Annotated in this window: 19 protein-coding genes; 13 read left to right on the top strand and 6 right to left on the bottom strand. The window is 41.2% G+C overall.

From position 1 onward, the window contains the following. Positions 1-124: 124 nt before the first annotated feature. The gene (locus tag AAC000_RS08840; protein WP_339721922.1) at positions 125-1,390 is read left to right on the top strand and encodes a hypothetical protein; all 1,266 of its coding nucleotides are present in this window, start codon (positions 125-127) and stop codon (positions 1,388-1,390) included. A gap of 258 nt (positions 1,391-1,648) precedes the next feature. On the opposite strand, the gene AAC000_RS08835 is transcribed toward AAC000_RS08840, so the two are convergent. Then, the gene (locus AAC000_RS08835) at positions 1,649-2,956 is read right to left on the bottom strand and encodes an amino acid permease (protein ID WP_339721920.1); all 1,308 of its coding nucleotides are present in this window, start codon (positions 2,954-2,956) and stop codon (positions 1,649-1,651) included. Positions 2,957-3,318: 362 nt separating this feature from the next. Further along, on the bottom strand, positions 3,319-4,218 hold the full coding sequence (locus AAC000_RS08830; RefSeq protein WP_339721918.1) for a LysR family transcriptional regulator: 900 nt from the start codon (positions 4,216-4,218) through the stop codon (positions 3,319-3,321). A 97-nt stretch (positions 4,219-4,315) separates the two neighbouring features. Here AAC000_RS08830 and AAC000_RS08825 point away from each other — a divergent pair, with 97 nt between their 5' ends. Further along, complete coding sequence (locus AAC000_RS08825) at positions 4,316-5,041, top strand: NAD(P)-binding oxidoreductase (RefSeq protein ID WP_339721916.1); 726 nt, start codon at positions 4,316-4,318, stop codon at positions 5,039-5,041. 155 nt (positions 5,042-5,196) lie between these two features. On the opposite strand, the gene AAC000_RS08820 is transcribed toward AAC000_RS08825, so the two are convergent. Further along, positions 5,197-5,670 carry a peroxiredoxin gene (locus AAC000_RS08820; protein ID WP_339721914.1) on the bottom strand — a complete coding sequence of 158 codons (474 nt, stop codon included), beginning with the start codon at positions 5,668-5,670 and terminating at the stop codon, positions 5,197-5,199. 557 nt (positions 5,671-6,227) lie between these two features. On the opposite strand from AAC000_RS08820, the gene AAC000_RS08815 reads away from it, so the two are divergent. The 3 genes from AAC000_RS08815 (at position 6,228) to AAC000_RS08805 (ending at position 11,278) form a co-directional block, all read left to right on the top strand. After that, entirely contained in the window at positions 6,228-8,162 is a 1,935-nt protein-coding gene (locus AAC000_RS08815) for an adenine deaminase C-terminal domain-containing protein (RefSeq protein WP_339721912.1), read from the top strand. A gap of 71 nt (positions 8,163-8,233) precedes the next feature. Then, entirely contained in the window at positions 8,234-9,334 is a 1,101-nt protein-coding gene (locus AAC000_RS08810) for a HupE/UreJ family protein (protein WP_339721911.1), read from the top strand. A gap of 177 nt (positions 9,335-9,511) precedes the next feature. Further along, positions 9,512-11,278 carry a DEAD/DEAH box helicase gene (locus tag AAC000_RS08805; protein ID WP_339721909.1) on the top strand — a complete coding sequence of 589 codons (1,767 nt, stop codon included), beginning with the start codon at positions 9,512-9,514 and terminating at the stop codon, positions 11,276-11,278. A gap of 72 nt (positions 11,279-11,350) precedes the next feature. On the opposite strand, the gene ahpF is transcribed toward AAC000_RS08805, so the two are convergent. Together ahpF and ahpC are read right to left on the bottom strand one after the other, a co-directional pair. Beyond that, the gene (ahpF, locus tag AAC000_RS08800; protein WP_339721907.1) at positions 11,351-12,901 is read right to left on the bottom strand and encodes an alkyl hydroperoxide reductase subunit F; all 1,551 of its coding nucleotides are present in this window, start codon (positions 12,899-12,901) and stop codon (positions 11,351-11,353) included. A gap of 88 nt (positions 12,902-12,989) precedes the next feature. Further along, positions 12,990-13,553 (bottom strand): alkyl hydroperoxide reductase subunit C, encoded by a 564-nt coding sequence (gene ahpC / locus AAC000_RS08795; protein ID WP_339721905.1) that lies wholly within the window; start codon positions 13,551-13,553, stop codon positions 12,990-12,992. A gap of 225 nt (positions 13,554-13,778) precedes the next feature. On the opposite strand from ahpC, the gene AAC000_RS08790 reads away from it, so the two are divergent. From AAC000_RS08790 to AAC000_RS08755, 8 genes are all read left to right on the top strand, one after another. Then, positions 13,779-14,696 (top strand): hydrogen peroxide-inducible genes activator, encoded by a 918-nt coding sequence (locus AAC000_RS08790; protein ID WP_339721903.1) that lies wholly within the window; start codon positions 13,779-13,781, stop codon positions 14,694-14,696. Positions 14,697-14,821: 125 nt separating this feature from the next. Then, the gene (locus AAC000_RS08785; protein WP_339721901.1) at positions 14,822-14,962 is read left to right on the top strand and encodes a hypothetical protein; all 141 of its coding nucleotides are present in this window, start codon (positions 14,822-14,824) and stop codon (positions 14,960-14,962) included. 869 nt (positions 14,963-15,831) lie between these two features. Further along, positions 15,832-16,203: a dihydroneopterin triphosphate 2'-epimerase gene (gene folX / locus AAC000_RS08780; protein WP_339722320.1), complete on the top strand. Its 372-nt coding sequence runs from the start codon at positions 15,832-15,834 to the stop codon at positions 16,201-16,203. A gap of 2 nt (positions 16,204-16,205) precedes the next feature. Then, entirely contained in the window at positions 16,206-16,898 is a 693-nt protein-coding gene (gene folE / locus AAC000_RS08775) for a GTP cyclohydrolase I FolE (protein ID WP_339721900.1), read from the top strand. Then, positions 16,899-17,618: a dihydromonapterin reductase gene (gene folM, locus AAC000_RS08770; RefSeq protein WP_339721898.1), complete on the top strand. Its 720-nt coding sequence runs from the start codon at positions 16,899-16,901 to the stop codon at positions 17,616-17,618. It abuts the gene before it with no gap. Positions 17,619-17,813: 195 nt separating this feature from the next. Next, positions 17,814-19,421, top strand: a complete 1,608-nt coding sequence (locus AAC000_RS08765) for a serine hydrolase (protein ID WP_339721896.1) — start codon at positions 17,814-17,816, stop codon at positions 19,419-19,421. A 301-nt stretch (positions 19,422-19,722) separates the two neighbouring features. Beyond that, positions 19,723-20,751, top strand: a complete 1,029-nt coding sequence (locus tag AAC000_RS08760) for a YHYH protein (protein WP_339721894.1) — start codon at positions 19,723-19,725, stop codon at positions 20,749-20,751. Between the two features lie 80 nt (positions 20,752-20,831). Beyond that, positions 20,832-21,350, top strand: a complete 519-nt coding sequence (locus tag AAC000_RS08755) for a hypothetical protein (protein ID WP_339721892.1) — start codon at positions 20,832-20,834, stop codon at positions 21,348-21,350. A gap of 144 nt (positions 21,351-21,494) precedes the next feature. Here the strand turns inward: AAC000_RS08755 and AAC000_RS08750 are convergent. Next, the coding region (locus AAC000_RS08750) for a transposase (protein ID WP_339721890.1) at positions 21,495-22,194 on the bottom strand (700 nt) is incomplete at its 5' end.

Below are 22,194 nucleotides of genomic sequence, written 5' to 3'. Positions count from 1 at the left end.
ATTGTTACAGTTACTCAAAGCAAAGTTGGGTTATCCACATTGAGTTAATTCTGCTGTCGTGGTTGTTGAGCCCTATACAGGAAACTATTTGATTACTTCATTCAAATAGGAAATAGAGGGTGTCATGGCAAAAACATACACAGACTTAATGAAAGGCGGCTCGGTAGACAATTTTGTACCTAGCATCGATTTAGGTGCTTTTGACGTGCAGTTTGATATGGTCAAAAAAAAGATGAATGTGCTGATCAAATTCGCACTCAAAGCCGGAACCGTTCCCCCCGGAGGCGGGCAACTATATCAAGCCAACGAAGTTGCTCAACTCAACCAACAACGATTCGCAAAGGCATATGTTAAACAAATACCTACCGCTTGGAATGGCAAAGCAAAATTTGTATCAACCAAGCAAGATCAGGGTTGGAAAGATCTCACCATTGAGCCTACATTCAAAGTACAACAGGCTCCACTTGCAAGTGCTCACTACGAAATTGAAGTCATTCCCGAATCAGTAGAGCAACATACACTGCGAGATCCGACCGGTATTGTTACTCCCCTTCCAATTAACACCAATGCAGGATTTCAAGCGCGACAAGCCTATATGGGGTCCGAATCGATCACCAATACAGGTATGAAAAATTACGGTCAGAATATGAGATGGGACTTAGATAAAGGGGTATCAATCCCCCTAGAGTTTTTAGCAATGGCAACTGTCTGGAGTCCAGATTCAGACGCCAGTGGTTGGTCTAGGCTTCGTGCTTATGTGCGTAATACCGAAAGATTCAAAGTGCCCCGTAAGTTTCGATCTTCAACTCGACCAAAAGTCAAATTGATCGGCTCAGGAATGGGCAGTGATAACAGTAACATTGCGCTGGCGAGAAATATCCACGACCATTTAAAAACCGTTGGATTTAAAAGCCCCGTAACCTATGAATCTGGTGTAACCAATGGGGAGAAAAACATTGAGCTGAAAATGGATAAAACAGAACTCAAACAATTGTTTCCGCCACGAACAGCAGAAAAAAACAGTCTGTACAAACAAATTACTACCGCACATGAATTCGGCCACATGTTAGGACTACCCGATGAATATCTTTGTATGCATCAAAGAACTCAGGATGCGATGTCTGAAGTTTATAGCGATCGTGTTACACAATCATTGATAGGAAACGCTGGCAACGCAATCACCGACGATGCAACCAAACATATTGTTGTTCATCAAGGGGCTTATGTTAAGTTATGTGCCGAGGCAGGAGTTGTTGCTCCACCTTTCAATCGGCTTTCGTCCAGTATCATGTCAAACGGTATGGTTTTACATCCATGGCACTACGTAACGCTATGGGAATGTCTAAAAGATTTTTCCGAAACCTCAGATTGGAAAATAGTCATGAACTAGGGGCTGATTCTTAAATTCGACTTGCCTTTACTTCTGTAATCAGCTTGCCATAAATTCAAGGGCTTTGCGCTGTTTATTCGGGGGGAAGGCTTCCCCCCCACTTAAATTCTATTTCGGTAGGTTAGGATAACTAGCTTCATTCTAACCTCGAAATTCCGTTGCAATTATAACAAGTTACCTTTATTCCAATGTTATTCTAAAGGTTCGTTGCCTCGTGTATCACTTTTAAAAAAGTTAACACCTTGCTATTAACTACTACTATTCGGTCACAATGATTTCACCATGTCTTTTGGACCAATAATAAAAAGGGAGCCCCGCAGCAATTAAAACAGTGCCCTGCAATGCAATCATGAGGCCTGAGCCAATCAATGCAAAAATAGAAAAGACTAAAGCTACTAGGGCAATAATAAAGGATGACCATTTGTAGTTTTTGTACTCAGAATATTGCTTTTTCTGCAGTACCAATTCTGCCATAGCTGATGTGACGTAAGGTAACAGTGTCGCTAATGTTGACAATAATATCAGTGTTTTAAACGCTTCTATTAAGCCTTCTGAAAAATTCATTACCACTAAAAGCGAGGCCAATAAACCTGAAAAAACAATCGATACTGCTGGTGCTCCGGATTTATTCAACCCAGCAAAATATTTCGGAAAGATACGGTCTTGCGACATCGCCTGAGGCATAACTCCTACAATAAAAACATTCGCATTAACGTTACTAACTATTGATACCAAGGCAACAATAGCAATCAACACTGCTCCCCAAGAGCCAAAAATAACCGACGCAGCATCCGCAATGGGTGACGTTGAGTTGGCTAAACTTTCCAAAGGAACCAACGCCATAACGCCGTAAGAAATCAAAAAATACACTGCCATGACAGTCAGCGTGCCTACAATAAGTGCCTTGGGAATGTTCTTTTGAGGTAAAACCATATCATCTGAAGGTAAAGTTACCGCTTCAACACCAACATAAGCCCACATGATGATCATGATCATTTCGGAAATATTAAAGAAGGTCGCCTGCTCTTTAGGAGCGGCTGCTGCAGTCTCGGAGATGTCACCAATCAACAAACCTCCACCGGCAATGATAAAAAGAGGTAATATTTTGAATAATGAAGTGAATAATTGAAAAGTACTAGACGCCTTAACACCTACCACATTAAGCCCAGTCACCACCCAAATTAATGATAAAGAGACAATTCCACTATATAGTGGACTCTGATTTAAACTAGGAAAGAAAAAACCAAGATAACCGGTTACTGCCAAAGATCCAGCAGCAATGGCGGTGATAACCGCTATCCAATATCCCCAGCCAATTAAAAATCCAGTAAGGTCTCCAAATGCTTCTCGAGTATAAGCATAAGGGCCGCCAATCATAGGATTACGCTTGGCTAACAAACCAAACATCAAAGCGATAAACAGGGTCCCCACACCGGCAAGTATCCACCCTAGCAAACTCATCTTACCAAATGGAGCCAAAACAGTAGGTAACATGAAGATACCATTACCTATCATTATTCCCACTACTAAACCCCAACAACGCCAAAACCCCATGACCTTTTTCATTGCGTAAACTCCATTACTTTTCTTTATTATTAGTCAACACGCAATTCCCTTGGAAGAGCTGTGCATTTTTTAACCACCTTATCACATAAAAAAATGAATAAAACACAATGAAGAAACTTTTGCAGCACCTCCAATGCTATTAAAACTGCAGTAGATAAATGGGTTACATTGGATCCGCCTTTGTTATTCCAAATTAGACAATAAAATTGAAAGTCCCTGTCATATGTTATTTAGAATATAGTGGTTGCTTGTGGTTCTGAGGTTGTGATCTTTATTAATATTATGATTGGCCAATGGTCTAAAGTACGAAGAAGCAGTGCGTCAAGTCATGACTATTCTTGGTGAATGCAAATTTTTTGCCTTTACTCAAGATTAGCTTTTAACGCTTGCCCAATAAAATCAAACACTCTGCGCACTCTACGGCTAGTACGTAACTCTTGATGGCATACCAACCAAATGGGTAACGTCATAATCGGCCCTAAATGCTCAAAAGCCCTGACTAAACTAGGTTCTTTCGCGGCTACATCCTCGGGCAAAAAAATAACACCTAACCCTTGTTTAGCGAGGGCGAGTTGTAACATTTGATTGGAAGTGATCAGAGAAAAATTTTGTTTAGTTAACTGCCAGCCTTGTTTATTCAATAAGTCGATGACTAAATTACTATTATCAAAACCTATCATTTGTATATCTGTCAGCTCTGAATGACTTGTTTTTTCTGGAAATTTGTCTAAATACTCTTGAGTGGCATACAGCCAAATCACCTCATCACCCAATTTTTTTGCAATCAAATCATTTTGTTTTGGATGAAAGTTTCTAATAGCAATATCAGCTTCACGGCGTTTTAAATCGCTCGCTTGATTCGTCACTACCACTTCAATAGTTATCCCCGGCTCTTCTAAACGTAAATGTGCAATTATTTGTGGCAAAATAAATGCCGCGGTTAATTCGCTGGCAGAAACCACTACTGAACCTTCAATTTGTTGTGATTGCCCAGTGGCCGTTAATGAAAAATTCAACGCCCCTTTACCCATTTCATGGGCATGTTCCAATAACTCTATACCACTTTTGGTAATAATAAGGCGCTGCCCTAACCGTTCAAATAACGTCAGTTTTAGTTGGGCTTCTAGTGCACAAACCTGACGACTCAAGGTAGGTTGAGTTGAGCCTAAAGCCTTAGCAGCAGCTGAAAGCGTGCCTTTCTCAGCAGTGACTAAAAAAGCTCGAATATGATTCCAATCAAAGTTAACAGCTTGCCAGTTCATGCGTTTATGTATACCTAGAATACAAAAATGCCAGTATATATTTCATATTTGTATAGGTAAAGTTATCTAACATACACTGAATGACAGGAAATTATTAATGACAACTTTGGTTGTAGGGGCCAGTGGGGCCACTGGACGTTTATTGGTAGAACAACTACTGGCAAATGGAGAACAGGTTAAAATTATTGTGCGCTCCCTTGCAGGCTTGCCTGACACCTTCAAGCAACATCAAAATCTATCGATAACAGAATCTAACGCGTTAACTATGACAGACGCAGAATTGCTTGAACAAGTGCAAGGCTGCGATGCTGTTGCTTCATGCCTAGGCCATAACTTAACCTTTAAAGGGATCTACGGTACGCCCCGGCGCTTAGTGACGGATACAGTGAAGCGTTTATGTGAGGCAATTAAACAAGAATCAGCGCTTAAATCAACTGCCATAAAATTTGTTTTAATGAATACCACAGGTAATCAAAACAAACAGGACGGAGAAAAAATCTCTGTTATGCAAAAAATTATAGTGGCTTTGATTCGTTTTATTATTCCGCCCCACGCTGACAACGAGCAAGCTGCCGCCTATTTACAATCAACATTTACAACGCAGCAAGCACAAATTGAATGGACTGCAGTAAGGCCAGATACATTAACAAATGAGAGTGTAGTTTCAAATTATCAGGTGAACGCTTTCCCAACCCGAAGCGCAATTTTTAATGCGGGCATTACCAGCCGCATCAACGTCGCACACTTTATGGCGAAACTGATCACCAATCAAAACACCTGGAATGCATGGAAAAATAAGATGCCAGTTATCTACAATCAATAGCCACAGGAAGTGGCAAACTATTATGTGATTAAAAGCGCCAGACTTATGAGCCCTCTTCGCGCTTATTCACTATTGAACCTGATTGCTAAGCATTGTTTAAAGTTTAAAAAGCCGCTTTCGCGGCTTTTAGGGATTTTGATTCTACAGAGGTAAATTTAAAGACTATTCAACATAGTGTCTGCGTCACTTACTTCAAACTTACCAGCGGACTCTACGTTAAGGGCTGTTACCACACCATCATCCACCAACATTGAATATCGCTGTGAACGAACGCCACCAAAAGTGGCAGTTTGCTTTTCTAAACCAATCCCTTGGGTAAACTCCGCTCCGCCATCGGCTAACATGGTGATCGCTTCAGCATTTTGTGTCGCGCCCCATGCACTCATCACAAATGCGTCGTTTACCGATAAACAAATAATATCGTTAACACCTTTTGCATGGAGCTTATCAGCCAAAGCAATATAGCCTGGTAAATGCGCTTCTGAACAAGTTGGGGTAAATGCGCCAGGCACAGCAAACAATACCACTTTTTTCCCTGCAAAAAGTTCGCTCGTTGTTGGGTTACTCGCTTCGCCATTTTTACGTAAACTAAAGGTTACTTCTGGTAATTTATCGCCAACTTTAATCATGTTCTATCCTATTTACTTGTTATTTAATATTTAACTACCCATTTTACAAAACTGTTTTTTATTCAAAAAAATAAGGTTACATTTTTAGATGGTAGAGACACCTTAAACATAAAAAATGTCGTGATTCTATGAGTGTTTTGCCATTACAGGTTATCACCCGCTTCAATTAATTAATAAGAAAACTTCATGTTATGTGAATACATATCTGTCACTTAGTTGAGTAGCTATCATCTAAAATAGTCCCTCACTTTTAGTCATTGTCTGCAAACCCGAAGTTTTTGAATCCTAAGAATGGAGGCGATTTGAGACTATGGCGTTTCCGCAATTTGAAATGGCACAGACTCTCTTACTTGCTCGCTCCAAGTAAGTGCATAACACTAAATACAGTGCATTTTGTATTCCATTAATGAACTGAAAAATCTTAAACCACGCCTAACCATTTGATTTAATTTTCTTTTTAAGAACCTCCCATTTTGTAAGTAAGGGCACCAATACTGCATATTACTTAATAAAAAATGGATACATTTAAATCCGTCACCCAATATTTTGGAGGTTCAGTGCACCTTATTACTCGTTTTCAATTCCCCCTAGCTATATTTACTTTAGTCATTTTAGGCTTAAGCGCTTGTTCACCATCGCAAACTAAAAAAGAGCTGATTGAACCACCCGCTCCTATGGAATTTAACGATGAAATTAAAACTCGTCAGTTAATTACCCAAGTGGCATTAGGGCGAGAAAATGCAGACTTAATTGTACACAATGTAACCCTCTTAAATGTTTTCACTCAAGAGTGGCAACCACAACAAGATATTGTGGTTGCGGCTGGTAGAATTGCATGGACCGGAGATTCTGGACAATGGCCAGGTACAGCAATTGAAGAATTTGATGCGAGTGGTATGTGGGCAGTACCGGGGTTTGGAGAATCACATAAACATATTGAAAGCTCTTATTTAACACCTGAATACGAAGCCGCACTAGTTATCCCCCAAGGAAATACTTGGACTGTTGAAGGTTCTCATGAAGTATCAAATGTAGTGGGCACTCGCAACGCGGAGTTTTGGCTGGCTGCTGAACAAGCGGGTAGCCCACTAAAAATATTCCCAGCCATTGGTTCGGCCACTCCGCCAACAGTATATGAATCTGGCGGCGGATATTATGGCTATAAAGAAATGCACGATTTTATGCAGCACGACTTACGCGTAGTCGCCCTGGGTGAAGTTATGGATTGGTCTGCGGTAATTAATGCTGACAACGGCGGCCATCAAAGATTATGGGAAATGATACAAGCCACCTACGATAACAGAGGTGTGGTTGAAGGCCATGGTATGAATCTACACTCACAAACCGATATTAGTGCGTTTGCAGCTGCGGGATTAGCATCAGACCACGAAGTGCGATTAGCCCAAGAAGGCATTGAAAAACTAAGACGTGGTATCTTTTTAGAAGTGAAACACGCCGCTTTCGACACCCTGCTACCAAAGTTAATTGAAATGGACTTACAAGACTGGAGCAATATTTCGGTCACCACAGACGACAGAGATGTCTTTGCGACCTTGCAGTTAGGCTCAATGGATTACAATATTCGCAGCGCCATTGAACAAGGTGTTCCCACACAAATCGCCTATCAGCTTGGCAGTTATAATACCGCCCGACATTTTCGAATTGATCACCTTGTAGGCTCACTCGCACCGGGCCGATACGCTGATATAGTATTATTAAGCAATCCAGAAACCGTTGCCATAGAACGAGTCTATGCCAGTGGATTATTAGCTGGGATCAAAAAAGAGTATCAACTACCTATTGCCAAAATAAACTACCTAAGCTGGGCAACAGACACCATGAAGGTAGGTCGTACATTAACTGCAGAGGATTTTTCTTTACAGGCTCCATCAGGAAAAACATCGGTTGAAGCGGCTATTTTACAACCCTTTTGGTTTAAGCCAGATTTCATGACTCGCACATTGCCAGTATCAAGCAATGGCACAGTTGACGCCAATCCTAAGGAGGGCCTCATTAAAGTTGCCATGGTTGACCGTTATCACGGTACAGCAGCAGTATCAAAAATGATTTGGCAAAATGTAGGCCCTAAAACTTCACATTCAGCCCTCGCCAGCTCACAATCACACGACTTACACAATATTTGGAGCATGGGTAACAACGATGCAGCAATGGCATTAGCCGCCAACACAGTGGCAAACATGGGCGGTGGATGGGCACTAGTGAAAGAAGGTAAAGTTGTAGCAACTGTTAAACTTGATATCGCAGGATTAATGACCTCTCGACCAGTGCAAGAAGTGGCCGACGAAATGGAACACTTATTACAACAGGCCGATACCATGGAGTGGATAGGCATGCCGGGGTTACCTGAAAGAATGCGCTTTGCGTTCTTAACCGCAGCACCTTGGAAGTGGCAATTGGTTGCTCCATATGAAGGTAACCCAGGAGGTTTAGTGGATGTAACAACAGGTAAAACCCATCCGGTTATTTGGTAGTGACTCAGTACTATAAACGCAGCCTAATAAAAAGGCTTGCTTATCTATTCGGGCTAATGTGGTGCTTGTCGATGCCAAGCCAAGCGCATTTATTGAATATGACACGTATCACACTGAACGAAGACCTTGAACAAAACATTAGCATGACAGTAGTGATAGACCTCACTCGCGCGGCAGGTAGTGGTGAAAACTACTACCTGTTAAGCCAACAGCCAGATCTTCTCACCCATACACCCTTGTTGCATATAGCTCAGCGAATACAGCAAGCCAGTGAAGTCACCATTAATGAACAACTCTTAAATTGGCAATTAACGTCAGTCAACTTACCCCATGATACAGCCCAGTCTGATTTTGTATCAGGCTTAGCATGGCCAATGTCGACTTTTGTATTTACTGCAATTGTGCCTGAAGGCGAACGCAATTCTGATGCAGCCACCTTGCAGGCAAGATTTACCCCAGAATTTCAATTTGAAGAACCCATTGCTTTAAGTATTCAACAACTTAAAAGCAAACGCAGCTTAAATCGCTGGTTAGTGCGAAATCAACAAAGTCCAGCGTTTAACCTCAATGCCCAACTGACTTCTCTACCAGAAGATAATACAGAAAACATCTGGGTAGAATATTTATGGCAAGGCATCATCCATATTTTGCCCAAAGGCTGGGATCATGCATTGTTTGTACTCGGCTTATTTTTAGGCGCCCGTAAAGTACGCGATTTGGTTTTGTGGATCACCGGTTTCACCATGGCGCATACAGTCACTTTAGGTTTAGCATCTTATGGTGCCATTGTTATTTCGCCCGCCATTATTGAACCGGTGATCGCCCTTTCTATCGCATGGATTGCCGTTGAAAACATATGGCAACGCTCTACCACAACAAACCGTGCTTCAACTTGGTGGCGTTTAGCGGTTGTTATACTATTTGGTCTAGTCCATGGTTTAGGTTTTGCTGTAGTATTAAAAGAACTAGGGTTTCCAGCACAAGGTTTTATCACAGCATTAATCAGCTTTAATATTGGCGTTGAAATAGCGCAATTAATAATAATTGCAGCAGCATTTGTATTGTTAGGGCGTTGGTTTCAACATAATTACTGGCGCACTAGAGTTGTGATACCTGGCTCAGCGATTATTGCTAGCATCGCCCTTTTATTAATGGCAATGCGTTTAATCTAAAGCCACTGTTGAAAATAGCTTCTCGTCTTTTCAGCGAAATCCCATGCTTAAGTTTATTTAAATAGATGACTTGCCCTGCGGTTTTATATTTTGTAAAACATCTAAACCACCTTGACCATTATTTTATTGTACCATCTACACTTTACCGTCCTTAAACCACCTACTATTCCAAGCATAATGAGCCAAACATTCATCCTACGCGATTACCAAACCCAAGCTGTTGACGCGGCCGTAAAGCACTTCCGGCAAGGCAATGATCCAGCTGTGATTGTATTGCCTACAGGTGCAGGTAAAAGCTTAGTGATTGCTGAACTAAGTCGACTGGCCAAAGGTCGAGTTATTTGCCTTGCCCACGTAAAAGAATTGGTTGAGCAAAATCATGGAAAATTTCTAGCAACGGGTTCGCCAGCGGGAATTTTTTCGGCGGGGTTAAGTGAAAAAACGAGTACTGCAAAAACCACCTTTGCCAGTATTCAGTCTCTATCTGCTAACCTAGATGCTTTTCAAGCACCCGCCAGCCTGATTATTATTGATGAATGTCATCGCGTAGGCCAAGACGAAAGTGGTCAATACCATAAAACCCTAGCGCATTTTCGCGCTCTTAGTCCCAAGGTAAAAATTCTAGGCTTAACCGCAACCCCCTATCGTTTAGGCAGCGGCTGGATTTATCAGCATCACTACCATGGTTATACGCGGCCCTGTACCAGCTCATTTTTTAAAAAGTGTATTTTCGAACTGCCCCTGCAGCACATGGTAAAAAAAGGCTATTTAACCCCGCCTATTCATTACGATGCCGCCATTGCCCACTATGACTTTAGTTTATTGACTCAAAGCTTAGACGGTGAACAAAACACCGATGACATCGCCTTAAATGAACTCATCCACAAACACCCACGAGTGACCAAGGCGGTGACCGAGCAAATACTCCAGCTTAGCCAAGACCGCCAAGGCGTGATGATTTTTGCCGCGACCATAGATCACGCACAAGAAATCAGCGGTTATTTACCAGCTGAGCAAACCGCGTTAATTACCGGCAGCACAAAAACAAACCAACGCGATGCACTAATCGCCGCATTTAAAGCCCAAAAAATTAAGTATTTGGTGAATGTATCGGTATTAACCACAGGCTTTGATGCGCCCCACGTGGATGTGATTGCTATTTTACGCCCCACCCAATCGGTCAGTTTATTTCAACAAATTGTCGGCCGAGGTTTGCGCCTAAGCCCAGGCAAGAAAGACTGCCTAGTCTTGGATTACACCAATAACGGCTACAATATTTTTCAGCCAGAAATTGGCGAAAAGAAACCCACACAAGATTCAGTCGCGGTACAAATCCATTGCCCTGAATGCGATTTTGCCAATGTGTTTTGGGGTAGAAAAGATGCAGACGGGAATATTCTTGAGCATTTTGGTCGTCGTTGCCATGGCTTGATTGCAGCCCCCGAAAACCCAGATGTCGAGACACAATGCACTTACCGTTTTCGCTTCAAACATTGCCCTTATTGCAATCAAGAAAACGATATCGCCGCCAGACAATGCCAGCATTGCTCAGAAAAATTAATCGACCCTGATGATGTTTTAAGAAAAGCGCTAAATTTAAAAAATAATAAAGTATTACGCTGCGCCGCGATAACCCCAAAGATTAACAAGGCTGACAATAGTGTAAAAATCACCTACCACGACGAAGACGGCCTAACGTTATCGGAAACCTTTCACTTTAATTATAAAAATTCCAGACAAAGCTTTAACGATTTATTTGCCCGAAGATTAGCCAATGGTAGTCAGTCGATTCAGTTCAACTCAGTTGAAGAGTTAGAGAGATTTTTACCTTACCTACCAGTGCCTGACTTTGTGATAGCCAAAAAGCAAAAACATCACTGGCAAGTGACCGAACGTTTATTTGATTACGAAGGGCTTTATCGAAAGGCGAATGAGCTTAGTTAAAAATAAACAACGACTCTAGATCAAAAAAGACAAACCGGAGTTTGTCTTTCTATTGACCATAAAAACGATGAATTAGGCGGCTCTGATAAGATAATCAAAGGCAGACAAGGACGCTTTTGAACCCTCGCCTATCGCTATCACTATCTGTTTATAAGGTACAGTAGTGACGTCTCCTGCGGCAAATATACCTGGCTCTGACGTGGCAAGTTTTTCATCAATAATCACCTCACCAAATTTAGTCAGCTCAACCACATCCTTTAAAAACCCACTGTTTGGTACAAGGCCGATTTGTACAAACACCCCAGAAAGTACCTGTGACTTTACTTCACCGGTGTTTCTGTCTTCGTATTCTAGGGCTACCACTTTGCCATTTTCAGCAATGATTTGTTTGGTAGCTGCATGTTTGATGATGGTGATTTTAGGGTTGGCTTCGGCTTTTTCTACCAACACTTTATCGGCTTTTAATTCGGGTAAAAACTCAAATACAGTAACGTGATCAACCATTCCCGCTAAGTCAAGTGCAGCTTCGATACCAGAGTTGCCTCCACCCACTACCGCCACATCTTTACCTTTAAAGAATGGGCCATCACAGTGAGGGCAATAGGCTACGCCAGAACCAATATTTTCTTTTTCGCCCGGTACCCCGAGTTCCCGCCAGTTGGCGCCTGTGGCAACAATAATCGTTTTAGTTTCAATTACCTCACCACTGGATAAGTGTAGTTTTTTGATGGCTCCTTTTTCAATTTTATCTACCCGCAAAAATTCTTTTGTTGTCACGTTATAGTCATTCAAGTGACCCAATAAATTTCCGGTTAATTCCGTACCTGTGGTTTTTTTCACTGAGATAAGGTTTTCAATACCCACGGTATCTTTTACTTGGCCACCAATACGATCAGCGATCATGGTCACGTTTAAACCTTTACGGGCGGCATAAATAGCAGACGCAACGCCGGCAGGCCCACCACCAATGACGGTCACATCTTGTAATGGCAAAGCGTCACTTTGCTCGCCTTCAACAATGTAGGGATAACGCTTAATAAGCTTATCGACCAACTGGGCAGTATCGATTTTTCCATTGGCAAATAGTTCGCCATTTAAGTACACGCTAGGTACACCTTGGATATTGCGCTGTTGAATAATATCTGGAAACAAACCGCCATCAATCATTTCGCTACTGATATCGTCATTCAACAAAGCGAATTGATTTAACGACTGAACAACATCAGGGCAGTTGTGGCAACTCAGTGAAATAAAGACTTCAAAGTGCAATTGGTCTTTAATTTTTTGCACCATAGTTCTCAGGGTTTTATCGAGTTTAAACTCAGTACCAGAGGACTGTAAAATGGCTAAAACCAAGGAGTTGAATTCATGCCCACTTGGGATCCCAGAAAAGCTTATACCATTATTTTCGCCATCTACTTCTAAGTTAAATGTGATGGGGCTACGTAAATTATCATCACGCTCAATCAGCGTTAAATTGTCTGATACTGAGCACAATGAAGTTAAAAATTCGATTAATTCTTGACGTTTTTCATGTTCACCAGTTTGTAAAACTAGTGACACCTTGTTAGTCATATTTTGAGTATAAGATTTTAGAGCATTTAAAATATCGTTACTTAACATAGTGTTACCTTTATTCTTGTTAATAAACTGGTGAAAAAAAGCGGGCTAAAAAACATTTTTTTTGCCCGCAAACTTAACTGGCTTATATTTAAATTTTGCCTACTAGATCCAAGCTAGGTGTTAAGGTTTCTTGACCCTTTTCCCAAGCGGCAGGACATACTTCACCATCGTTTTCACGCACGTATTGAGCAGCTTTAACGTTACGAACCATATCTTTTGCGCTTCGGCCAATTCCGCCAGCATGAATATGTGCCACTTGAATCACGCCATCTGGGTCGACTAAAAATGTGCCGCGGTGCGCCATGTGATCTTCTTCAATCATCACGTCAAATCCACGTGTAATGTTGCCGGTTTGGTCTCCTAACATTGGGTATTGAATTTTACCAATGGCATCTGAAGAGTCGTGCCACGCCTTATGCGAAAAGTGGGTGTCAGTAGAAACGGCATATACTTCAACACCAAGACCTTGAAGCTCTTCGTAATGTGTTTGCATATCTTCAAGCTCTGTAGGACAAACAAAAGTAAAATCTGCAGGGTAAAACAAGAAGATGCCCCACTTACCTTTTACACTTTCAGAAGTGACTTCTACAAATTCACCATTGTGGAATGCTTGTGCTTTAAATTCTGGGATAGTTTTGCCGATTTGAGCCATGGTTATTTCCTCGTTTGTATTGTTTAAATTAACAGTAAGTTTTGTTTTAAAAGCCGTAGTGCTTTCGACGGAATGAATAATAGGCTGATAATATTGATAAATAAATTTAATAGAATTGATATTGATGTTCTATTTTTTAGAACTATTAAATTCCTAATTTTCTGGATATAGTTCTAGTTAATTATATCAATAGAAATTTATGTTCAATTATTTGGGATAACAAAAATGGTTTCTTTAAAACAACTTAAATATGCCTTGGCAATCGAAAAAACGCGGCATTTTAAAAAAGCCGCTGAAGCGTGCAATGTTTCTCAATCAGCCCTGAGTACCGCCATAACCGAATTGGAAAAACAACTTGGTTTGCCCATCTTTGAACGAAACAATAAACAGGTGTTGGTGACCGCAGACGGCGAAATAATCCTGACAAAAGCTAAACGCATTAAAATTGAGATGGATGAGTTACTGCAGCTTTCGCAAAACAACAGTAGGCTTTTTTCAAGGCCAATGACCCTAGGTTTTATCCCCACTATTGGGCCATACATGTTACCAAAGGTATTACCCGAGGTACGTAAACAACACCCTGATTTCAAATTAAGGATAGTAGAAGAGCAATCTCAAGTGTTGGTGGATTTAGTCCGCAACGGCGAAATCGACGCGGCGGTTTTAGCTTTACCTTACCCCATCGAAGGACTGATCAATTTCCCCTTTTGGCGAGAAGATTTCTATTGGGTTAGCCATAAAGATGAAAGCCCCAGTCAGATGAATGAAATTACCGCTGAAGAGCTTGAGATTGAAAAACTGATGTTATTGAAAGACGGGCATTGTTTGAAAGATCACGCATTGGCCGCATGTAGTTTACAAAACAAAAAGCAACAGTCGGATTTTGATTCTGCCAGTCTGCATACTCTGGTACAGATGGTAGCCGGTAAATTAGGCTCTACCCTAGTTCCGCAAATGGCACTAGATCAGCTTATCCATAACCAGTCAGAATTGCGTGCTATTCACCTCAACGAACCTGGACCACACCGCACCTTAGCACTGATCATTCGCCCCAATTATGTCAGAACCGCAGAGCTGAGCATTTTAAAGGATATTTTTCATCAGCAACTACAAGAAAAATGTAATCTGCAGGAAGTGATTTAGGTTGCAAAAACTAAAGGTTGATAAAGTACTTCAAAAAAATCGAACTACTTTATTGAATTAATTAAATATAAAGAACGTAAAAAATACCCCATGATGGTCACTAGTTCAAACCACAGGTGATCAACATGAAAATTATTGTTAATAACATAAAAAACATTTTTAAGACAAAAGCAGTGAAAAACGTACAGCACCATTGTAACTATGCAAATAATTACTTTGGTGATCAAATTTGTAGTGCCAGCTTAAGAAAAGGCGATGCAGTCTAAAACATCCTACTGGGAAGACCTCAATTTATTTGGTTATCCCGAAAGAGTTTTAAGAACTCAAGGATAGATCCCGACTTATAGCACGTAATTAGACACCCTTTTTAGATGAAGTAAATTTCGACGGGTGTCATGTTAACTTCTGGCCTGAAACCTTAAATGCGGAAAAACAGTGGTGGTGCCAGCTAAGCGGCTATCGGCGAGAGCGATACTTTTGATTTCGTCGTCTTTGACCCGCAGATCATGCTATTGTTTCGCCTCTTTAAAATACGCATCTATTAGGGACGTATTCCCGTGTATTGTGCATTATAGAATAACCAACTACTTGGCGTTTTTTTAAAGGTAAAAGATACCCTCATGGAAAATCTCTGTTCGCTATTTGGGATAGTGAAATAAAAAGTCCAGATTTCACAAGTGTTTTAAACATGAATCTACCTTTAGTTAGTTAATAATTTTTCAATAGCACTTGTCATCACTTTGCTTGATTTAGGAAAGGAATTTACGAGTGGATTTAATTGCAACCAGAATAAGGGGACCCCATTAAAATGAAACTAGTTTGATGTTTCAAGGAGATGTCATTCGTAACAAAGCGTAACTGACTCTCAGTGGGATGATCACAACTATCTGGGATCAGAATAAACTTTTTGAATATCTATTGGAGCTCCTAATTCTTGCCCTTCCGATTTAATTTAAAACGGATCTGCCCCCTTAATACTCAAATTTCTCCCATTCTTTAAATGAACCAAAACCAAAACAAGGGCGTACAACCAAGCCAATACAATAAAATAGTGTAGAGATGTGCAATGAATGCTCCTGCTTTCGCTTTAACAGATTATCCAATTCATCCGGCGCCGAAGAATTCCTCTTCCAAGATGAATGCCATTATCGAAATAACCAACCTCAGGCTCAGAACCTTTATCGGGTTTAACCAAGAAGAAAAAACTAAACAACAAGACATAGTGATCAATGCTGAAATTCATTATCCCCTTAATAGTGGATGTTTGGAAGATCAGGTAGCCGATGCACTTAATTACAAAACGATCACCAAAGCCATTATCAAACATGTCGAATCTGGACGCTTTTTATTGCTCGAAAAGCTGGTTGCAGATGTACTCAATATTTGCAATGAGCACCAAGACGTTGTCTATGCCAAAGTCAAAATAGATAAACCTCATGCACTGCGTTTTGCCGATTCGGTATCGCTTTCACTCGATATTCACAGCAATAGTTCACAGGAGAAATAATCATGACACCACAAACAGCGACTTTGAGTATTGCTAGTGAAAATCAGTCGTCTAGCCCAATCAGCCAAGAAGCATTAATGGTTAGAAATGCATTGATCAAGCGTGGTTTAGAAACCCCTATGATAGACAATCAACTGACCGACAAACAAAAACACGCCAAAATCAAAGACAGTTTTACCGATATAGTCACCACTCTGGGCTTAGATTTGGCAGACGATAGCCTGTGCGAAACACCGCATCGGCTGGCCAAAATGTACGTGAAAGAGATTTTTTCTGGTTTAGATTACAAGAGCTTTCCTAAAGTCACAGCCATCGAAAACAAGATGAAAGTTGATGAAATGGTTAAAGTAGACAAAATTAGTTTGATCAGTACCTGTGAGCACCACTTTGTAACTATTGATGGCACTGCCCGCGTAGCTTATATCCCTAACAACAGCATTATTGGCTTATCCAAAATCAATCGAATTGTGCGATTTTTTGCCCAGCGCCCACAGGTGCAAGAGCGCTTAACCCAACAGATTTTAGTGGCGCTACAAACACTGTTGAATACCGACAATGTGGCAGTGTCAATTGACGCAACCCATTATTGCGTTAAGTCCCGTGGCGTGATGGATGCAAATTCTCATACCACAACCACAGCCCTTGGCGGCAGTTTTAAAGATAATGCCATAACTCGCCAAGAGTTTTTAAACTAGATGCCAACTGTTGTGATAACAGGAGTGGGGCAACGCTTAGGCTTGTGTTTGGCCGAGCACTTTTTGGCCAAACAATATAGGGTAATCGGTACTTATCGAACCGAGAGAGCCTCCATCGAACAATTACGCGTAAAAGGAGCCCAGTTGCATCAGGTGGACTTTTACGATCAACAGCAAACCCAGCAGTTTATTGCCGCAGTCACTAGCAATGTTGACACAATAGACTGCTTGATTCATAACGCATCGGATTGGCATGATGATAACGATGTTTTAGCTTTTGCAGATTATCATCAAATATTTTCTAAAATGATGACCATCCATGCTGAGGCCCCTTACCAGTTAAACTTGGCCTTTCATCCCCTTCTGATCCCTAAAGATGATGATCAGTTTGGCGACATTATTCACATTAGTGATTATGTGGCATCTAAAGGTAGTAAAAAGCATATTGCCTACGCGGCCAGTAAAGCCGCACTGGAAAATTTAACCTTGTCATTCGCCCAGCGCTTTAGTCCACATATTAAAGTGAACACTATAGCCCCTGCTTTGTTAGCGTTTAATGAAGATGATGATGATAGTTATAAAACAAAGGCTAGGAATAAATCCTTGATGCAAACCGAAGGTTCGTTTCAAGAAGCCATCAACACTGTTGAGTGGTTATTGGCAAGTCGTTACATCACTGGGCGTACTATACATCTTGATGGAGGAAGGCATTTGAAGTAGAAGTTTGTTTACGAGGGTATCATGACGCCCATTGTAACAGTGGCGGAGCCACCAAAGCGGTTATGACAATTACCATGAGAGTCTTGTTAATACATTCCTACCACCCGCCTCAATCTTCCTCGTCGCAGAGATTGAATTTGCGCCAGAAGTTACGCACAATTGAACCCATGATTTGTCTTTGGGTTGCAGGTTGTTATGAAGTTTTTTGTACAGGTTTTTATATTATTAGGGCTTATACCTAGCGCAGCTGCAAAATGGGATCCGCAAGCCCTTGATGAGACAGTAACCAGCGCCTTAGATACGTTTCACACCCCAGGCATGAGTGTGTCAGTTGTGCACCAAAACCAGTTGATATATGCAAAAGGCTTTGGCCTTGCCGACATTGCGAAACAACAAGCTGTCAATGAAAACACTTACTTTCGCTTAGCTTCAACAAGCAAGGCCTTCACAGCCGCAGCCTTAGCCGTACTCGTTGACCAAGAAAAACTAGACTGGCATGACCTTGTTATCGACCACCTCCCCCACTTTAGAATGCAAGACGATTACGCCACGCGCCATTTTACCATTGAAGATTTACTCACCCACAAAAGCGGCTTAGTCAGTGGTGCAGGCGACAGTATGATCTGGCCTGAGCCTAGCGGCTTTAGTCGTGAAGAAGTCGTCAGTAATTTACGCTTTTTAACGCCTCGCGATCAATTTAGACAGAGCTATGCATACAGCAATGTGCTTTATATTACCGCAGGTGAAATTGTCGAGAAAGTCTCAGGAAAACACTTTGAAGACTTTGTTGATCAGTACGTATTTAAGCCTTTAGGCATGCAGTGCTACGCTGGGGATATGCCCAAAACCGCATTGAATAAAAGCGCCATGAGCTACGGGCATAATGACAGCAAAGGTATCTACCCTATTCCACGCAACGCCATTCAGGGTGCCGCGCTGATGTCTGCGGCTGCTGGTGGCATGGTGTGCAGTGCTTCAGAAATGAGCAAATGGGTCAATGCGCTATTGCACGACGCTAATATCAATGATGAGCTAAGTCACTCTGACGAAACAAACGAACAACCAGTAAGCAGCCAAAAGTTGCCTTTTTCTAGCAAACAGTTAGATAAAATGTGGCAGCCGCATACCATATTAAGCGTATCAGACACCGATACTGAATGGGATTCCACCTATTTTCGTAACTACGGCTTAGGGTGGCGTGTAAGTAACTACGAAGGCTATAAACATATTTCTCACACCGGCACACTTTCGGGTTACCAAGCTTTTGTTGCTCTGATACCAGAATTGGAGCTTGGCGTAATCGTGCTGAATAACGGTTCTAACTACGGCGCACGGGGCGCCGTGATGCAATCCATTCTAAAGATGTTTATTGATACAGAGCAAAAAAACTGGGTTGCTGAGTATGTTGCTTTTCAAGACGAGCGTAAGCAAGCTTTATTAGCTCGCGGCGATGACACTCCAAAAGCCCTGACCAAAGGTACGCTTAGTAATGAGCAAGTAGTGGGTATATATCGTGATCAATGGTTTGGTGACTTCATCATTACTGAAGAAGTGACTAGCAAAAAAAGGCATAAACTGCGTATCACCTCCTCTCGGATGGCGAATTTACGCGGCACCCTTAGCGCCTTCCAGGATGCAAGTTACAAAATTGAATGGGACAATAAAAATGCAGCTTCCGACGCCTTTATGCATTTTGAACTCGACGTTAAGCGCAATGTCATTGCCGCAAAACTTCACCCTTTTACTACCAAAATTTTAAGCTCACATGAGTGGCGAGATATGCACTTTGAAAGGGTAGAGTGAATCGGGAATTTTAGAAACACCTATCGTAATTAAATGGCTCTGCCCCCGCAGTTCTCCCCAATTCTATTTTTGCACCCGATATTTTCCGATATTTTACTGACCCCGATATTTTACTGACCCCTAAAGGGTGTCCTGGTAGTGTCCTTATTTTTTGCACACTTTTTTATTCTAGAACATGTAACTTAAAGCTATGGCATAGGGGATTAATAATGTTCTCCAATGCCTGATGTTACGCGTAGCTTGGCATATTGAAAATACACCTATGTATAACACTGTCTTAATTTTCTTAAAGGAGAGTTGTGTGGATAATACGATAATAAAAGTAGCTGCTATTTTATTTGGCCTTTCTATGGCGTCATGTGGCAGTAGTGATGATGGTGATAGTACAGTAGTTGATGATAGTGATTCAGATGAGTTATCTGTTGTCTTAGACGTTGATGCCACTTTGTTTTTAACCAGTGATAATCTCAGTGTGGATACCGTATCTTGTACATTGACCGATGGTACCGAAACACTGTGTTATGAAATCACGTCTAAACACGTCGCATCGGAACATGACATGGGGCCTTGGTGTCCAGAAACCATTTATGATACCGCGGAAAGTGGCGGGTTATGGTTTGATAACGGTGAAATAAACGACCTTGATGGCCCGTTTATTTTAAATCTCGCGACATACTATGATGATCCAGGCTTTAAGATGTATGAAGATGACGGCAGTGTGCGCAGAATGGAAACTGCAGAGCAATGCGAACAGGGTGCGGATCCAAATATAGAAGATGAATTTACTAATATGTGCGCACAATGCCTACCTGAATGGGTGAGTACTGAGACTTCATATTTAATCCCCATTACACCTAGTAAACAAGATGAACCTGTAGTGTTAAGTGACGGGCCCACTTTAGAGGAACGAGGCGTTGAGTATGGTCCTTCGGTCAGAGGGCTTGCATTTAATGGTGTTAATTTTGACCATCCAGCAGACATAGATATTATTCTTGCAGGGTATCAAATTGCGCCTGTAGATGATGCCGGTGGGCATGTAAATAATAGTGGGGGATACCATTATCACGGTGATACTGGTATGACAACTAGAATTGAACAGTCTGACGACCACTCTGTCATGATTGGATATGCTCTAGATGGACATGGGCTTTACGCAAAATTAGATGCGAATGGAAATGACGCGACTGATTTAGATGAGTGTAGAGGACATGAAGATGAAACCAGAGGTTATCACTATCATGTACTGTCTTTAGAAAGTAATGAATTTCTCGATTGTTTCTACGGTGCTTGGGCTGAAAATGAAGACGAAGGTGGTGGTGGACCTCCTTAACTGCAACAAAAAATACCTGGATCCCAATAAGTTGATTCAGTTTTTACCTAAGCAAGCATATATTTACTGGATTTATTTTTATGAAACTTACTATGTTTTTATTCTTTTTATTGTGTTTACCGTTAGGAGTTAAAGCCCATGGATTTGACTATTCGGTTATAGTGTTGACCGAAACGGAAAATAATCTTTGGAATTTACGTATTACATCATCTTTGGATGCCTTTAGAAAAGAAGTGCGAATACACTTCTCCGATTCACCTTACGCCACTCCTGAACAATTTAAAGAACAATTACTAGAGCATTTAAACTCCACACTTAAAATCACTGTAAGAGATAAAAATATGGCTCTGGATAAGGGCAAGGTAAAAGATAAAAGCATAGCGCTCGGACAAGGCACTGTAAAATTGGGACATGAAGCATCGGTGTCTTTTATGCAGATAAAAATACCTAAACAAGCAAGTGTTATTCAACTAATAAATGGTGCAGTCAAAGATATTTATAGGCACAGCACAAAGCTATTTATTAACGTTCAGGGGGAAGATAAAAAGTCATTCATTTTAAACAAGTCGAATAACTTTACGGCTGATTTTTCAGTATAGAGACTCAAAAGAGTCTCTAGCTAATTTTATTTAAGTGGGACTGCGGGGTCAGAGCTGTTGCGCATATCTGGGGTCATATCTGGGGTCAGAGTAAACTTTTCAACTATCGGTCATATCTGGGGTCAGAGTAAACTTTTCAACTATCTATTGAGATCTCTTAATTATTGGTCTTCCCATTTTGGCTGGGCGCATTCTTCTACCTGTTACAGCTTCTATTTGTTTTTTAAACTCTTCACTGCCAACAGCCATCCCTCTATTCGTCGCTTGTCTAATATCCGCTATTAACGTTTTATCCACACGTTCAGAAATAAACGCTCGGTAACTTGCTAACCGTCGACTAGTTTGCCTATCAATTGCCAGATATAAAGGATGTGCAGTACAAAGCTCTGATAGCTTGCCTAATCCATTAATTTGATAACTTGACCATTTATACTCTGCGGGTTCAGCTACCATATTCGCCCTAACCGGATTCAGCTCAATATAACGATATAACTCAAGCAAATAATCCTCTGCTTCAACCAAGCAAGATTTATAACGCCCTTCCCATAATGTGCCGGTTCGTTTATATGTGTAGTTAAAATAACGTACATACTGCCTTCCAAGTGATTGCATGACTTGTCTAATACCCTGCTCATTCCAAGGTGTACAAAGTATGTGAACGTGATTTGTCATCAACACCCATGCATGAATATCAACTTGGTATTTTTTAGAGTACTCCTTTAACCAGCCAATATAAGCACTAAAATCTTGATCTCTGACAAAACAAACTTGGCGGTTGTTACCACGCTGAATAATATGTTGAGCAACTCCGATTGGATTAACTCTTGGCAATCTAGCCATCAGA

The organism is uncultured Paraglaciecola sp. (assembly GCF_963977085.1).
In the GTDB taxonomy this organism is placed as follows: Bacteria; Pseudomonadota; Gammaproteobacteria; order Enterobacterales; family Alteromonadaceae; genus Paraglaciecola.
Note: the sequence above shows the minus strand (reverse complement) of the source record. Positions and strands in the feature narration are given on the sequence as shown.

Coding starts and splice junctions, on each gene's coding strand:
- AAC000_RS08840 (WP_339721922.1), top strand. CDS start 125: ATGGCAAAAACATACACAGACTTAATGAAAGGCGGCTCGGTAGACAAT.
- AAC000_RS08835 (WP_339721920.1), bottom strand. CDS start 2,956: ATGAAAAAGGTCATGGGGTTTTGGCGTTGTTGGGGTTTAGTAGTGGGA.
- AAC000_RS08830 (WP_339721918.1), bottom strand. CDS start 4,218: ATGAACTGGCAAGCTGTTAACTTTGATTGGAATCATATTCGAGCTTTT.
- AAC000_RS08825 (WP_339721916.1), top strand. CDS start 4,316: ATGACAACTTTGGTTGTAGGGGCCAGTGGGGCCACTGGACGTTTATTG.
- AAC000_RS08820 (WP_339721914.1), bottom strand. CDS start 5,670: ATGATTAAAGTTGGCGATAAATTACCAGAAGTAACCTTTAGTTTACGT.
- AAC000_RS08810 (WP_339721911.1), top strand. CDS start 8,234: ATGCCAAGCCAAGCGCATTTATTGAATATGACACGTATCACACTGAAC.
- AAC000_RS08805 (WP_339721909.1), top strand. CDS start 9,512: ATGAGCCAAACATTCATCCTACGCGATTACCAAACCCAAGCTGTTGAC.
- ahpF (WP_339721907.1), bottom strand. CDS start 12,901: ATGTTAAGTAACGATATTTTAAATGCTCTAAAATCTTATACTCAAAAT.
- ahpC (WP_339721905.1), bottom strand. CDS start 13,553: ATGGCTCAAATCGGCAAAACTATCCCAGAATTTAAAGCACAAGCATTC.
- AAC000_RS08790 (WP_339721903.1), top strand. CDS start 13,779: ATGGTTTCTTTAAAACAACTTAAATATGCCTTGGCAATCGAAAAAACG.
- AAC000_RS08785 (WP_339721901.1), top strand. CDS start 14,822: ATGAAAATTATTGTTAATAACATAAAAAACATTTTTAAGACAAAAGCA.
- folX (WP_339722320.1), top strand. CDS start 15,832: ATGAATGCCATTATCGAAATAACCAACCTCAGGCTCAGAACCTTTATC.
- folE (WP_339721900.1), top strand. CDS start 16,206: ATGACACCACAAACAGCGACTTTGAGTATTGCTAGTGAAAATCAGTCG.
- folM (WP_339721898.1), top strand. CDS start 16,899: ATGCCAACTGTTGTGATAACAGGAGTGGGGCAACGCTTAGGCTTGTGT.
- AAC000_RS08765 (WP_339721896.1), top strand. CDS start 17,814: ATGAAGTTTTTTGTACAGGTTTTTATATTATTAGGGCTTATACCTAGC.
- AAC000_RS08755 (WP_339721892.1), top strand. CDS start 20,832: ATGAAACTTACTATGTTTTTATTCTTTTTATTGTGTTTACCGTTAGGA.